Origin of the sequence: Planktotalea sp. (genome assembly GCF_049680325.1) — a bacterium.
In the GTDB taxonomy this organism is placed as follows: Bacteria; Pseudomonadota; Alphaproteobacteria; order Rhodobacterales; family Rhodobacteraceae; genus Planktotalea.
In genome coordinates, this window is sequence record NZ_JBAUHO010000271.1 from 1 (window position 1) to 13,869 (window position 13,869).

Consider the following 13,869-nt stretch of genomic DNA (forward strand, 5'->3'; position numbering starts at 1 on the left):
CGTCAAGGTTGTATCGATACCAACGCAAATCTTAATTCAATCGTTTCCGGCTGGCTTTGGCCTCTGGACGCTTCCCGCGAGCTCGCCTAGCGTAACACCATGCTGCGCTATAGCCTCAAACGACTCCTGTCACTTGTGATCAGCTTGATCATTGCCAGCCTTGTCATCTTTCTGGTGATCGAGGTTGCTCCGGGTGATCCTGCAAGCTTCATGCTTGGTATCAACGCGCAGGAAGATACGTTAAACGCGCTTCGCGATGAATTGGGCCTGAACCAGAGCAAGTTAGAGCGATACCTCACCTGGACAACAGGCATGCTGCAGGGTGATTTCGGGACCTCCTACACATACCGCACGCCCGTGGCGCAGATGGTGGCGGACCGCCTTTGGGTGTCGCTACCGCTTGCTCTGTTTGCGCTGGCGCTTTCCACAATGATCGCCTTTCCCGCCGGCATCTATGCCGCCTCAAAACGCGGCGCACCGGGGGATGTGGCCGTCATGGGGGCCACGCAACTTGGCGTCGCAATTCCGAATTTCTGGTTCGCGATGATGCTGGTTCTGGTCTTCGCCATCAACCTGCGCTGGTTCTCGGCGGGTGGATTCCCGGGCTGGGACGAAGGTCTGTTCGCGGGCCTCAAGGCGCTAACGCTTCCCGCCATTGCACTGGCCCTGCCCCAAGCCGCAATTCTGGCGCGCGTTATGCGCTCATCACTGCTTGATATTCTGAACGAGGATTTCATCCGTACCGCCCGCGCAAAAGGCCTGTCACAGCGCCAAGCGCTCTGGCATCATGCGCTTCGAAACGCGCTTATTCCCGTTCTGACGATCATCGGCTTGCAATTCTCTTTCCTGCTCGCGGGTTCGATCATCATCGAGCAGGTTTTCTACCTGCCCGGCCTTGGACGCCTTGTCTTTCAATCCATTTCCCAGCGCGATCTGATTGTTGTGGAAAGCGTTGTTATGCTTCTGGTCTTCGCCGTTATCATGGTGAACTTTTTCGTCGACCTCGCCTATGCGTGGGTTGATCCGCGACTGAGATCACGCACATGAAATCGCGCAATCTTATCATCGGCGCGGCTCTTTCAGCCCTGTTCATAGCCGCTGCGCTGATAAGTTTCGTCTGGACGCCTTTTGACGTCACCCAGATGAATATTCCGGCTAAACTTAAAACTCCGAACGGAACCCACTGGCTTGGCACGGATCACTTTGGTCGCGATATCTTTTCAATGATAATGGTCGGTGCGCGCACTTCTATCGCCGTTGCGCTGGTTGCTGTTGGTATCGGTATGGGCATCGGCGTGCCGCTTGGTCTGGCCGCTGCTGCGCGTCAGGGCAGTCTGCTCGACGAAGTTATCATGCGCGGCAATGATCTGGTATTCGCCTTCCCTTCGCTTGTCATCGCAATCTTGATCACTGCTGTTTTCGGCCCTGGTGCAGTGAATGCAATCATTGCGATCGGCATTTTCAATATACCGGTGTTCGCGCGGCTGACACGCGGTGCTGCGTTGCCGCTTTGGCAACGCGAATTCATCATGGCGGCGCGCGTGGCGGGTAAAGGCAAATCTCGCATTTCTCTGGAACACATCCTGCCCAATGTCACCAACCTTCTGATCGTTCAGGGCACGATCCAGTTCTCGCTCGGCATCCTCGCTGAAGCGGGCCTGTCTTATGTCGGCCTTGGCGCACAGCCCCCGCTGCCAAGCTGGGGCCGGATGCTTGCCGATGCACAGACGATGGTCAGCTTTGCCCCTCATCTGGCGTTGATCCCCGGCGGTGCAATCATTCTGACGGTGCTCGGCCTCAACCTCATGGGCGACGGACTGCGCGATCTGCTTGATCCACGCATCAGGGTGGATCGCACATGAGCCTTTTAGCAATCGAAAACCTTGATCTGAGCATTCACGCAAAGCCGATCCTGAAAGGTGTGAGCCTTGAGGTAGCGCAAGGAGAAATTCTCGCGATTACCGGGGAAAGTGGCTCGGGCAAATCACTGACCGCGTTTTCCGTCATGCAGCTTTTGCCGCGCGGAACGGTGACGACGGGTTCAATCAAACTGGATGGCACCGAGCTTGTGAATGCGCCTGATCGCACGATGTGTGATCTTAGAGGCAATGACATCGGTATGGTCTTTCAGGAGCCGATGACCGCGCTGAACCCGCTGAAAACCATCGGCGATCAGGTGATGGAAACCATCCTGCTGCACACCGATGCCAGCCGCGACGAAGCCCGTATCAAAGCCGAAGAAACCCTCACCCGGGTCGGCCTTCCCCCTGCGCAATACAAACTCGCCCGTTTTCCGCATGAGCTATCTGGCGGCCAGCGCCAGCGCGTTGTCATTGCCATGGCCATTGCCTTGCGCCCTCGCCTTCTCATCGCGGACGAGCCAACAACCGCCCTGGATGTCACCACCCAAGCGCAAATTCTTGACCTGCTAAAAGACCTTGTTGACGACTTCGGCATGGGATTGTTGATAATCACGCATGATCTTGCTGTGGTGTCCGACATAGCCGATAGAATTGCCGTCATGCGACATGGGGAAGTGGTGGAAACGGGCGAAACCCGTGCACTTTTTGCCAACATGCAACACCCGTACACGCGTGCATTGTTTGAAGCATCTGCGCATGAAGTAAATCTGCCAAAAGCGCCTACACCTGAAACAGCCTTGCTTGTCGTGGATAAAGCCGTTCGCGACTACCCCAAACCGCGCACAAAGCTATTCGCACCGCGTGAATTCACCCGTGCAGTTGATGGCATTTCTTTTACCCTAAGCAAGGGCGAGCGCATCGGTCTAGTCGGCGAAAGCGGCTGCGGGAAATCTACACTCACGCGCGCAATTCTTGGCCTGGAGCCGCTACAAAGCGGCTCGATCACTGCCTTCGGGCAAGAGGTCGGCCCCGATATGCCTGCCGCGCTGCGCTCTGGCTTACAGGTCGTGTTTCAAGACCCCTACGGAAGCTTCAATCCACGCCACAAAGTCGCGCGTATTATTACCGAGCCATTTCACTTACTGCCCGAACCACCCCAAGGAATTGAACGCACAAACCGCATTTCAGAGGCGCTGATTGCAGTTGGCTTGCATCCCTCGGACGCGGACAAATACATTCATGCTTTCTCGGGCGGACAACGCCAGCGCATCGCCATTGCACGTGCGCTGATAATCCGTCCCGAACTGATTATCTTTGACGAAGCGGTCAGCGCATTGGATGTTTCGATCCGCGCACAGATCCTAGATCTCATAGCAGAGCTGACCCAAAGCCATGACCTCAGCTATTTATTCATCAGCCACGATCTTTCCGTCGTGCGCACCATCACAGATCGCGTGCTGGTTATGAAAAACGGAAAAATCGTCGAAGACGGCGAAACCAAGCAAGTCTTCGGCAATCCGCAACATCCCTACACGGCCAGCCTGATCGCCGCTGCGCCAACCCTTCCCCAAACGAAAGCCAGTGCCGATGTCCCTGCCTGATCTCCCGTTCGATCCATCCCATTGTCTTATCGGTGGCAGTTGGCGCCCGCCCGCCAAAGGCGGCACGCTTGCCTTGATCGATCCCTCTGATGGCAGTGAATTGACCCGGATTGCACGCGGACAAAGCGAGGATATCAACGCCGCAGTCACCGCAGCGCAAGCCGCGCTAGACGGTGAATGGGGCCGTTTCACTGCGTTAGAGCGCGGCCGCATGTTAACGCGTATCGGCCAACTGGTGCTAGAGCATGTTGATCTACTTGCCGAACTCGAAGCGCGCGATGTCGGCAAACCCCTAAGCCAGGCGCGCGCGGACGCCATCGCGCTGGCCCGCTACATGGAATTCTACGGCGGTGCCGCGGACAAAATCCACGGCGAAACCATTCCCTACCTTGATGGCTATACGGTCTATACTTTGCGCGAACCGCATGGCGTCACAGGACACATCGTGCCGTGGAATTACCCAATGCAGATCATCGGCCGCTCTGTCGGGGCTGCGCTGGCAATGGGCAACGCTGCTGTTCTGAAACCCGCAGAAGAGGCTTGCCTCACGGCGCTCATGTTCGCCGAAATCGCACGTGCTGCTGGTCTTCCTGACGGGGCATTGAACGTTGTTCCGGGGCTTGGGGCCGAAGCCGGTGCCGCGCTTTCGTCGCACAATGGCGTGCAACATATCTCATTCACAGGCTCGGTGGCCACGGGCGCGCTCATTCAGCAGGCTGCGGGTGCAAACGTCATTCCGGTAACGCTCGAGCTTGGTGGAAAGTCTCCGCAACTCGTATTTGAAGATGCCAACCTTGACGAAGCCCTGCCGTTCCTCGTCAACGCCGGCATCCAGAACGCGGGGCAAACCTGCTCGGCCTCTTCACGCATCCTCGTCCAGCGCAGCCGCTATGACGAGGTCGTTGCCGCCATGTCAAAGCGATACGCAGCGCTCACAGTTGGCCCAGCGCTCGGGGATCACCATGTCGGCCCCCTCATCTCGGCCCGCCAAAAGGAAATCGTTTTAGGGTTCCTGGAAAAGGGTGCCGATCTGAAGGTTGCAGCCAAAGGTCAAATCATCGACACAGCGCCCGGCGCGGGGGCCTATGTTGCGCCCCATTTGTTGCTTTGCCCCGACCCCGAACATGCTTTGGCGCAGCAGGAGATCTTTGGTCCGGTCCAAGTTGTCATTCCCTTTGATGATGAGGCGCAAGCGCTCGCTATCGCCAATGGAACGGATTACGGTCTGGTTGCCAGTATCTGGACAGAAAATGGGGCGCGCCAGTTGCGACTCGCTAAAGCGCTGAAATCCGGCCAGGTTTTCATCAACAACTACGGTGCAGGCGGAGGTGTGGAACTTCCTTTCGGCGGCATCGGAAAATCGGGCCATGGCCGCGAAAAAGGTTTCGAGGCGCTCTACGGTTTTTCTACCCTCAAAACGGTGGCTGCAAAACATGGCTAGGGCAGCGGTTTTCATCCTACTTTGCTTTTGCGCTATGTTTGCTTCGGCCGCCTTTGGGGCGCTGCACAATCAGATCAGCTTTACCGTCGGTGCAAGCTATTTCTACGATGTGAAATTCGCGCAGTTCGCCATTGATCCGATGTTTCAAAACCGCTTTGGCGCATCCCTTGTTGGCGCTTTGGCAAGCTGGTGGATGGGCCTGGTCATCGGCATTCCCGCCTTCCTGCTAGGCGCGTTCACCCAAAGGGGGCGCCGGCGCTATTTCTACGCTGGCCTGCGCGCCATTGGCGTCGCCCTTTCCGTTGCCGCCATCGGCTCATTCGTTGGCCTTGCCTTCGGACATATCGCCGATATCAACGCGCTTATCGGGTATTTGCCAATGATCGACGCTTTCTCTGATCCGATCGGTTTCGTGCGGGCGGCGATCATGCACGAAGCCAGCTACTTCGGCGGTGCCCTTGGTGGCCTCGCTGCACTTTATGTCATGTGGCGCGCCCGCGAGCCGCGCACATCCCAAGGAGACCCCTATGAGACTTCAGAATAAAACCGCTATCGTCACAGGTGCGGGTTCGGGCTTTGGCGCAGGTATTGCCCGTAAATTCGCCGCCGAGGGCGCGCGCGTTATGGCTGCGGATATCAATGCTGACGCTGCCGCGGCAATTGCTGTGGAAATTGGCGGCGTCGCCTGCACCGTTGATGTTGGCAATGCCAAAAGCGTACAGGCGATGGCAAAACAGGCGCTGGAAAGCTTGGGCCACGTCGACATCATCGTGAACAACGCAGGTGTTACCCACTTGCCAGCGCCAATGGAAACGATCAGCGAAAGCGATTTTGACCGCGTCTTCAACGTAAATTGCAAATCCGTCTATCTTATTGCTCAGGCATTCATCACTCACATGAAGTCGCGCAAAAGTGGCGCGATCCTGAATGTCGCCTCAACAGCAGGTGTCAGCCCGCGACCCAACCTCAATTGGTACAACGCCTCCAAGGGCTGGATGAACACGGCAACCAAAACCATGGCTGTCGAGCTTGCCCCATCCGGCATTCGCGTCAACGCGTTGAATCCTGTTGCTGGTGAAACCCCGCTACTTGCATCCTTCATGGGCGAAGACACTCCCGAGCGGCGCGCGCAATTCCTCTCTACCATTCCCCTTGGCCGCTTTTCCACGCCCGAGGATATGGGCAATGCTGCCAGCTTCCTCTGCTCTGACGAGGCCAGCATGATTACAGGTGTCTGCATGGAAGTCGACGGCGGCCGCTGCATCTGATCCCTGCTTCATTTTGCCAAATAAACTCTCGCCGAAGGCAACCAGACTATGCAACCAGGCCCAAAAAATCTAATCACTGATGTGAATGGCCTCAAAGTTGGCCATGCTCATTGCACCGCACTGAAATCGGGCACGACTGTGCTCACTTCGGATCAACCGCTAACCTCTTCGGTCCATGTCATGGGCGGCGCGCCCGGTAGCCGCGAAACCGATTTACTGGACCCGGATAAATCTGCGCCTGGTGTCGATGCGTTTGTGCTTTCGGGCGGCTCGGCTTTCGGCTTGGATGCAGCCAGCGGTGTGATGCAGGGCCTGCGCGATCAAGGACGGGGGTTTCCTGTTCACACCGCACGCGTGCCAATTGTACCTGCTGCGATCATTTTCGATCTTATCAATGGCGGCGATAAAGAATGGACCACGTCGCCCTATCTCTCGCTTGGCGCAGACGCTTTGCGCAACGCCGGCAACAGGTTCGCCCTCGGCTCGCACGGCGCTGGCATCGGTGCCATGAGCGCCATGCTCAAAGGGGGGGTCGGCTCTGCCTCGCTGGTTCTGGAAAACGGCGTCACGGTCGGTGCGTTGATGATCGCCAATCCAATTGGTTCCGTCACCACTCCGGGCGAGAAACATTTCTGGGCAGCGCCCTTCGAAATTGATGGTGAGTTTGGCGGTCTTGGTCCCGATCCGCGATCAGGTCTCGGACGCGATCTTAAGTCCGACAAGATCACTGCGATGATGCGTCAGGCCAACACGACAATCGGCATTGTCGCAACAGATGCGAAACTTGGCAAAGCCCAATGCAAACGCATTGCCATAGCGGCCCACGACGGGATCGCCCGTGCCTGCATGCCGGCCCATACGCCTATGGACGGCGATCTGATCTTCTCGACCACGACGGGCACGATCGAACTGGCCACCCCCGATTTTGAACTTGCTATGATCGGCCATGCAGCCGCGCTTTGCGTGAGCCGTGCAATTGCCCGCGCTGTCTATGAGGCCAGACCCGCCGAGAATGATCTTTTGCCAACGTGGCGTGAAAAAAACGGGGGCTAGGCCATGCCATCGAAAAAGCTGGACGACATCGCCTTTCACTATGAAATCGACGGCAGTGGTCCGCCCCTTGTTCTTGCGGCGGGGATGCTCAGCGACAGCGCCAGCTGGGGTGCACTTGTTCAACCTCTCGCGCAGCATTTCACTGTTATTCGCCCGGACAACCGCAGCACAGGGCGCACCACCCCTGCCCTCGCACCGACCTCTCCACAGCAGAACGCCAAAGATATCCTCGCATTGATGGATCATCTCGATCTGCCTCGTGTCCAAATCGCGGGTCATTCCATGGGCGGCTATATCGCGGCAGAGCTCGCAGTGCTTGCGCCCGAACGCATCGCCTCGCTGAACCTGTTATGTAGCGCACCGATGAACTTGCCGCGCTCGTGGCATCTGTTCCAAACCTTTTGCGACGTACGCGCCAACGGCCCAGAGGGGCTATGGCTTCGCAGCCTTTTCCCTTGGCTTTTCCATCACGCTTTCTTTGACAATCCAGTGCAGATTGAAGGCGCGATCGCTGCAAGTCTTGCTTATCCGCATGCGCAATCTTTGGACGCCATGCAGCATCAGCTTAATGCGCTGAAACGCTATGATCCAAGCGGTCTAACCAAGCGCATTTCCGTGCCGACGCTGGCCCTGCTGGCGCAGAATGATCTGATCGTGCCGCATGGCGAAGCGCTGGACCTGCTCTCGCAAATACCCCAAGCTGACATTCAAACAGTGCCGAACGCAGGACATTCGATACACTGGGATGCGCCGCAAGCAGCACTAGACGCCCTCATTCCCTTTTTGAAGGAGCATAGCGATGACAACGGATAGATTTGGCAACGCCCTATCAAGCGAAACGTCAGAAACAACGCAGGCCATCGATGATTTTGTTCACGGATTTCTCGCTTATCAACCCAAAGCCGCAAATATTCTTGCGGCGGCAGAGGCACATCCAGACAACGCATTGATTAACGCTTACGCGGGTATGCTCTGGATGTTTCTGGAGGCCCCCGTTGCGGCGCAAAAGGCTGCCCCCTACATCGCGAACGCAAAAGCTGCGGCGCTGTTGAACCCGCGTGAAGCCTCTTGTGTTCAGATCGCCGCCACTTGGACCGCGGGCGATGTGCCGAAGGTTATGCAACTGTGCGAAGCCCATGCGGATGCCTATCCGCGCGATCTGGTGATTATCAAACTCGCGCAGTACCTCTATTTCAACATCGGCGACTCTCCCGCGATGCTGGACGTCGCGATGAAAGCCATGCCAGCTGCAAATAGCGATCCCTACATCCACGGCATGATCGCCTTTGGCCATGAGCAATGTCACAATCTGGAGCAAGCCGAAGCCAGTGCGCGCCGCGCAATGGAGATCGAGCCCAATGACGCATGGGCACATCACGCGATTGCCCACGTCATGCTTACGCAAGGGCGCGTGATTGAGGGCACCGCTTTCATGGAGGAACAAGCGCCGCGTTGGGAAGGGCTCAACAGCTTCATGTATGCACACAACTGGTGGCACTTGGCGCTATTCTACATCTCGCTCGGGCAGCCTGAAAAAGTGCTGGCGACCTATGATGCCCATGTCTGGGGATTGGAGAAAAGTTTCGCACAAGACCAGGTCGGCGCTGCGTCCTTGCTGGCACGGATGGAACTCGCGGGGATCGACGTTGGCGATCGCTGGGACGATGTCGCCAAACATATCGAAATGCGCGGGGCCGACACGACTTTGCCGTTCCTGACAATGCAGTACCTTTATGCACTGGGGCGCGCAGATAGCCCTGCGGCAGAGGTTTTGATGAATGCGGTTCGCGAAAAGGCCGCGACACCCGGTTTTGAGCAAGGCGCCTGGCAGGAGGTGGCGATGCCCGCTTGCAAGGGGCTGTTGGCCCATGCGCGCGGGGAATATGACGTGACTGTCGCCCGACTTGGCCCCGCCTTGAAACGCCTGACAGAGATCGGCGGCAGCCACGCCCAGCGCGATCTATTTGCGCAGGTGCATCTGGATGCGCTGGTAAAAGCAGGTCATCTCGAACAAGCGCGCAAAACGATGGAGCGGCGTCTGAAATACGATCCCAAGGGCATTCCTCTCAATCGTATGCTGGCCGATGTCTATGACAAAATGGACGAGCCGGAACGCGCCAAGGAAGCCCGCTTGCGCAGTTATGCCTAGACCTCTTCAACCTGCATCACGCCATCAAGGCTTTTTAGCGCGCCTTTGATCTGGGGTGTCACAGGGAATTCTCTGCCCAGATCGACCTCGACTTCACCGGGTAGCCCGGCATCCATCAGACACAGCATAACAGGTCCACGCGCGCCCTGTTTCACCGTTTCCTGCGCGCGGCTAAGAACAGACGCGATATTGGGAACGGCCCCAGAATTTTCGACGAATATGCGCAGCGCGGTTTGTCCTGCATCCGCAACAGCCACATCAACCGGCGCAACCGAGCGGCCAAGCAGTTTTAGCTGATCGCTTTCCATCGTGGCCTCTACTGTGACCACAACCTTCGCGCCTGTTTCCAGATAGTCGCGGCATTTGTCCAATGTGTCAGAGAAAAGCGTCACCTCGTAAGCACCCGTCGTGTCGCTGAGCTGCGCGAACGCAAAACGATTGCCGCGCGCGGATTTGCGTTCTTGGCACCCTGCAACAACGCCCGCCAACTTTGCCACCAACGCGCCGTTTTCTGCCTTCGCCGTGACTTCGTCCAATGTCATCACGCCCTTGCGTTTGAGCGGTGCCATGTAGTCATCGAGCGGATGGCCTGACATATAAAATCCGACTGCGCGGAATTCTTCGTTGAGACGTTCGGCAGGCATCCAATCCTGAACAGGGGACAAGCGTGGTTCGGGTAGATCATCGCCCGCTTCGCCAAACAGGGACACCTGATTGGAATTCTTCTGCTCAAATATCGCGCTGGAATAGTTTACCAAGCCATCAAGGCTATCGAACACGCGGCGGCGGTTCGGATCAAGCTGATCGAATGCACCGGAGCGCGCCAACATTTCCAAAGGCCGTTTGCCAACGCGTTTCAGATCAACGCGTCGCGCAAGATCAAAAAGTGTTGCGAATGGTTTGTCGCCGCGCCCTTCAACCACCAACTTCATTGCCTCGACTCCGACGTTCTTCAACGCACCCATCGCATAAACGAGCGCGCCATCAACAACTTTGAACGTCGCATCAGAGCGGTTCACACAGGGCGGCACCCATGGCAGATCAAGGCCCTTTTTGACCTCTTCAAAATAAACCGCCAGCTTATCGGTTAGATGGATATCGCAATTCATCACACCCGCCATAAACTCAACGGGATGGTTCGCTTTCAGCCATGCAGTTTGATAACTGACCACTGCATAGGCCGCCGCGTGGGACTTGTTAAAGCCGTAGTTGGCGAACTTCTCCAGCAGGTCGAACACCTCAGAAGCCTTCTTTGCAGGCACGCCGTTTTCTTTTGCACCCGTTTCGAATTTGGGCCGTTCCTTGGCCATTTCCTCGGCGATCTTCTTACCCATGGCACGGCGCAAAAGGTCCGCACCGCCAAGCGAGTAGCCCGCCATGACCTGCGCGATCTGCATCACCTGTTCCTGGTAGACGATAATGCCTTGGGTTTCCTCCAAGATATGGTCGATCAGCGGATGCACGGATTCGCGCTCTTTCAGACCGTTCTTCACCTCGCAATAGGTCGGGATGTTCTCCATCGGGCCCGGGCGATAAAGCGCAACAAGGGCAACGATGTCCTCGATACAGGTCGGTTTCATCCGCTTCAGGGCATCCATCATGCCCGAGCTTTCCACCTGAAACACCGCGACAGTCTTGGCAGAGGAATAAAGCTTGTAGCTTTTTTCGTCATCCAGCGGGATCGCGCCAATGTCGTCCACCGTCCCCTCTGGCGGGGTGTAGAGTTCGGTGCCATCCGCAGCAATGTGAAGCTTTCGCCCGCTTGCTGTAATCTGCTCCATTGCGTTCTGGATGACGGTCAGGGTTTTCAGACCCAGGAAGTCGAACTTAACAAGGCCCGCTTGTTCCACCCATTTCATGTTGAACTGGGTCGCCGGCATGTCAGAGCGCGGATCTTGATAGAGCGGCACCAGTGCATCCAAAGGACGATCGCCAATCACAACGCCAGCCGCGTGGGTCGAGGCGTTTCTGAGCAGGCCTTCCACCTGCTGCCCGTAATCAAGCAGGCGTTTGACCACTTCCTCATTGCGCGCTTCTTCACGCAGGCGCGGTTCGTCGGCGAGCGCTTTTTCGATGCTCACGGGCTTAACACCCTCGACGGGGATCATTTTGGACAGGCGGTCCACTTGGCCGTAAGGCATCTGCAACACACGCCCGATATCGCGCACGGCTGCTTTTGAAAGCAGGGCACCGAAGGTGATGATCTGACCGACTTTATCGCGCCCGTATTTGCGTTGCACGTATTGGATCACCTCTTCGCGGCGATCCATGCAGAAATCGATGTCGAAATCCGGCATCGAGACACGTTCGGGATTGAGGAAGCGCTCAAACAGTAGCGAATAGCGCAGCGGATCAAGATCGGTGATCGTCAGCGCATAAGCCACGAGCGAACCCGCACCCGAACCACGGCCCGGGCCCACAGGAATATCGTGATCCTTGGCCCATTGGATAAAGTCCGCAACGATCAGGAAGTAACCAGGAAAGCCCATCCCTTCGATGATGCCTAGCTCGAAATCCAGCCGCTTTTGGTACTCCTCGACCGAGGCCGCATGCGGAATCACAGCAAGGCGCTTTTGCAGGCCATCATTGGCGATGCGGCGCAGTTCGGCGACCTCGTCATCGGCGAATTTCGGCAAGATCGGGTCACGGCGGTAGGCCTGAAACGCACAGCGCTTGGCAATTTCGACGGTGTTCTCAATCGCTTCTGGCAGGTCAGCGAACAGCGTCACCATCTCTTGCTGCGATTTGAAGTAGTGCTGCGCCGTGAGTTTGCGGCGCGGGTCTTGTTGATCGACATAGGCCCCTTCGGAAATGCAGATCAGTGCATCATGGGCCTCATACATCGACGTTTTGGGAAAATAGACATCGTTGGTCGCGACCAGCGGAATACCTTTGGCATAGGCCATTTCGACAAAACCGCGTTCGGTCAAGCGTTCCGCTTCCGGCTGCCCGCCATCGCCCGGGTGACGCTGCAATTCGACATAAAGGCGGTCCCCGAATGCGCTGTGCAAACGATCCATCAATGCCTCTGCCGCAGGGCGTTGCCCGCCTTGCAGCAGCTTGCCAATCGCGCCCTCTGGCCCGCCTGACAGACAGATCAGCCCAGCGCTGTAAGTGTCCAATTCATCCATCGTCACTTGCGGAAGCTGGCCGCCTTTATCGATGTAAAGGCAGCTGTTCAGCTTCATCAGGTTCTCATACCCAGTTTCGTTCTGAGCCAGCAAAACAAGCGGCGCAGGAATTTTTGCGCGTTCACCCGGTTGCGCCGCAAGATAGGCCAGATCGACCTGACAGCCGATGATTGGCTGGATGCCCGCACCCGATGCGCCAATCGAGAATTCAAGCGCAGCAAAAAGGTTGTTCGTATCGGTGACCGCAACAGCGGGCATGTCCATGGACTTACACAGATCGGGCAGTTTTTTCAGCCTGAGCGCGCCTTCAAGAAGCGAATACTCGGTATGGGTGCGCAGGTGAATGAATCGGGGGGCATTTGTCATAGCGTGACGATATGATGTGGCTCGCCGTGTTGAAAGCCTAAAGCCCATGATCTGGGCTACAAATTAGTTAGCCAAAAAACTAACTGTGTTGACATGTGCGGCGGACCGCAATTAGTTAGCCTCATGGCTAACCAAATAGATCAAATCTTTTCGGCTCTTGCTGATCCCACAAGGCGCGCTGTCATAGAGCGCCTTGCAAAAGGACCAGCCCCCGTGAGTGAGCTACATAGCGCTCACGACATGGCGCTGCCGACATTCCTGCGCCACCTCAATGTGCTGGAAAACAGCGGGCTAACAAAATCGAAAAAGAACGGCCGCGTGCGCACTGTCAGTATTTGTGCGGATCAGCTGAAACCACTGGACAAATGGCTAGACCAACAACGCGATAACTGGAGCGGACGACTGGATCGTTTGGCCCAATTTGCACAAGACTTGGAAAGGACTAAATCATGACAACCGACACAGGAGCCTTCGACTTTGAACGCGCCCTTCCTTTGGCACCGGATCAACTATGGCACGTCCTGACCGACGGCACCATGCGCGAACGTTGGGGCGCACCAAGTGATGAAATGGTTCTCACGATGACGAAAAGTGATCTCAGCGTCGGCGGAATTGAGAGGCACGTATGCGGACCAAAAGAGAACCCCGAGTTTGAGGTAGAAACGCGTTGGTACAGGCTGGATGCCCCTGCCGATGCCGTTTACACTGAAACGTTAGAATTCGGTGGAAGCGCGGTTGCGACCTCTCTTGTAACCTATCGGATCGCGGCCAATGAAAGCGGCTCAACGCTTTGCGTCCACGTTTCGGTATCTTCCTTCTCGGGCCCGGATGCCGCGAGCGAGTTCAAAGAGGGATGGGAAGGTGGACTACAGAATCTTGAAGCATTGGCCAAAGAACTAGCCTCCCAATAATGGTGCTGCCCGTCCGCGAAGATTCATTAGGCTTGCAAAACGTGGGCAAACTCGCTTAGCCTCGTGTCAATGCCTGCACTTCTTCTA

The 13,869-nt window shown here is 56.7% G+C and carries 12 protein-coding genes; 11 read left to right on the top strand and 1 reads right to left on the bottom strand.

What is annotated here, in order from left to right; translation table 11 throughout:
• Positions 1-99 precede the first annotated feature (99 nt).
• Genes WBC85_RS12585 through WBC85_RS12625 form a run of 9 tightly spaced genes read left to right on the top strand, consistent with a single transcriptional unit; the run spans position 100 to position 9,374 of the window.
• Positions 100-1,047, top strand: a complete 948-nt coding sequence (locus tag WBC85_RS12585; protein WP_424437633.1) for an ABC transporter permease — start codon at positions 100-102, stop codon at positions 1,045-1,047.
• Positions 1,044-1,862: an ABC transporter permease gene (locus tag WBC85_RS12590; protein WP_424437636.1), complete on the top strand. Its 819-nt coding sequence runs from the start codon at positions 1,044-1,046 to the stop codon at positions 1,860-1,862. Before WBC85_RS12585 ends, WBC85_RS12590 begins: the two co-directional genes overlap by 4 nt.
• On the top strand, positions 1,859-3,463 hold the full coding sequence (locus WBC85_RS12595) for an ABC transporter ATP-binding protein (protein ID WP_424437639.1): 1,605 nt from the start codon (positions 1,859-1,861) through the stop codon (positions 3,461-3,463). Before WBC85_RS12590 ends, WBC85_RS12595 begins: the two co-directional genes overlap by 4 nt.
• Entirely contained in the window at positions 3,450-4,904 is a 1,455-nt protein-coding gene (locus WBC85_RS12600) for an aldehyde dehydrogenase family protein (RefSeq protein ID WP_424437642.1), read from the top strand. Before WBC85_RS12595 ends, WBC85_RS12600 begins: the two co-directional genes overlap by 14 nt.
• 34 nt (positions 4,905-4,938) lie before the next feature.
• Complete coding sequence (locus WBC85_RS12605; RefSeq protein WP_424437645.1) at positions 4,939-5,448, top strand: hypothetical protein; 510 nt, start codon at positions 4,939-4,941, stop codon at positions 5,446-5,448.
• Positions 5,432-6,172 (top strand): SDR family oxidoreductase, encoded by a 741-nt coding sequence (locus WBC85_RS12610; RefSeq protein ID WP_424437648.1) that lies wholly within the window; start codon positions 5,432-5,434, stop codon positions 6,170-6,172. Before WBC85_RS12605 ends, WBC85_RS12610 begins: the two co-directional genes overlap by 17 nt.
• Before the next feature lie 48 nt (positions 6,173-6,220).
• The gene (locus tag WBC85_RS12615) at positions 6,221-7,225 is read left to right on the top strand and encodes a P1 family peptidase (protein WP_424437651.1); all 1,005 of its coding nucleotides are present in this window, start codon (positions 6,221-6,223) and stop codon (positions 7,223-7,225) included.
• Between the two features lie 3 nt (positions 7,226-7,228).
• Entirely contained in the window at positions 7,229-8,038 is an 810-nt protein-coding gene (locus WBC85_RS12620) for an alpha/beta fold hydrolase (protein WP_424437654.1), read from the top strand.
• Complete coding sequence (locus WBC85_RS12625; protein WP_424437657.1) at positions 8,025-9,374, top strand: tetratricopeptide repeat protein; 1,350 nt, start codon at positions 8,025-8,027, stop codon at positions 9,372-9,374. The genes WBC85_RS12620 and WBC85_RS12625 overlap by 14 nt, the downstream gene beginning before the upstream one ends.
• Here WBC85_RS12625 and dnaE read toward each other — a convergent pair.
• Entirely contained in the window at positions 9,371-12,871 is a 3,501-nt protein-coding gene (gene dnaE, locus WBC85_RS12630; protein WP_424437660.1) for a DNA polymerase III subunit alpha, read from the bottom strand. The genes WBC85_RS12625 and dnaE overlap by 4 nt on opposite strands.
• A 123-nt stretch (positions 12,872-12,994) precedes the next feature.
• Between dnaE and WBC85_RS12635 the strand changes: the two genes are divergently transcribed.
• Both WBC85_RS12635 and WBC85_RS12640 read left to right on the top strand, forming a co-directional pair.
• Positions 12,995-13,324, top strand: coding sequence for an ArsR/SmtB family transcription factor (locus WBC85_RS12635; RefSeq protein WP_424437727.1), 330 nt, complete (start codon positions 12,995-12,997; stop codon positions 13,322-13,324).
• Positions 13,321-13,782: an SRPBCC domain-containing protein gene (locus tag WBC85_RS12640; protein ID WP_424437663.1), complete on the top strand. Its 462-nt coding sequence runs from the start codon at positions 13,321-13,323 to the stop codon at positions 13,780-13,782. The genes WBC85_RS12635 and WBC85_RS12640 overlap by 4 nt, the downstream gene beginning before the upstream one ends.
• The last annotated feature ends 87 nt before the right edge of the window (positions 13,783-13,869 follow it).

Coding starts and splice junctions, on each gene's coding strand:
- WBC85_RS12585 (WP_424437633.1), top strand. CDS start 100: ATGCTGCGCTATAGCCTCAAACGACTCCTGTCACTTGTGATCAGCTTG.
- WBC85_RS12590 (WP_424437636.1), top strand. CDS start 1,044: ATGAAATCGCGCAATCTTATCATCGGCGCGGCTCTTTCAGCCCTGTTC.
- WBC85_RS12595 (WP_424437639.1), top strand. CDS start 1,859: ATGAGCCTTTTAGCAATCGAAAACCTTGATCTGAGCATTCACGCAAAG.
- WBC85_RS12600 (WP_424437642.1), top strand. CDS start 3,450: ATGTCCCTGCCTGATCTCCCGTTCGATCCATCCCATTGTCTTATCGGT.
- WBC85_RS12605 (WP_424437645.1), top strand. CDS start 4,939: ATGTTTGCTTCGGCCGCCTTTGGGGCGCTGCACAATCAGATCAGCTTT.
- WBC85_RS12610 (WP_424437648.1), top strand. CDS start 5,432: ATGAGACTTCAGAATAAAACCGCTATCGTCACAGGTGCGGGTTCGGGC.
- WBC85_RS12615 (WP_424437651.1), top strand. CDS start 6,221: ATGCAACCAGGCCCAAAAAATCTAATCACTGATGTGAATGGCCTCAAA.
- WBC85_RS12620 (WP_424437654.1), top strand. CDS start 7,229: ATGCCATCGAAAAAGCTGGACGACATCGCCTTTCACTATGAAATCGAC.
- WBC85_RS12625 (WP_424437657.1), top strand. CDS start 8,025: ATGACAACGGATAGATTTGGCAACGCCCTATCAAGCGAAACGTCAGAA.
- dnaE (WP_424437660.1), bottom strand. CDS start 12,871: ATGACAAATGCCCCCCGATTCATTCACCTGCGCACCCATACCGAGTAT.
- WBC85_RS12635 (WP_424437727.1), top strand. CDS start 12,995: ATGGCTAACCAAATAGATCAAATCTTTTCGGCTCTTGCTGATCCCACA.
- WBC85_RS12640 (WP_424437663.1), top strand. CDS start 13,321: ATGACAACCGACACAGGAGCCTTCGACTTTGAACGCGCCCTTCCTTTG.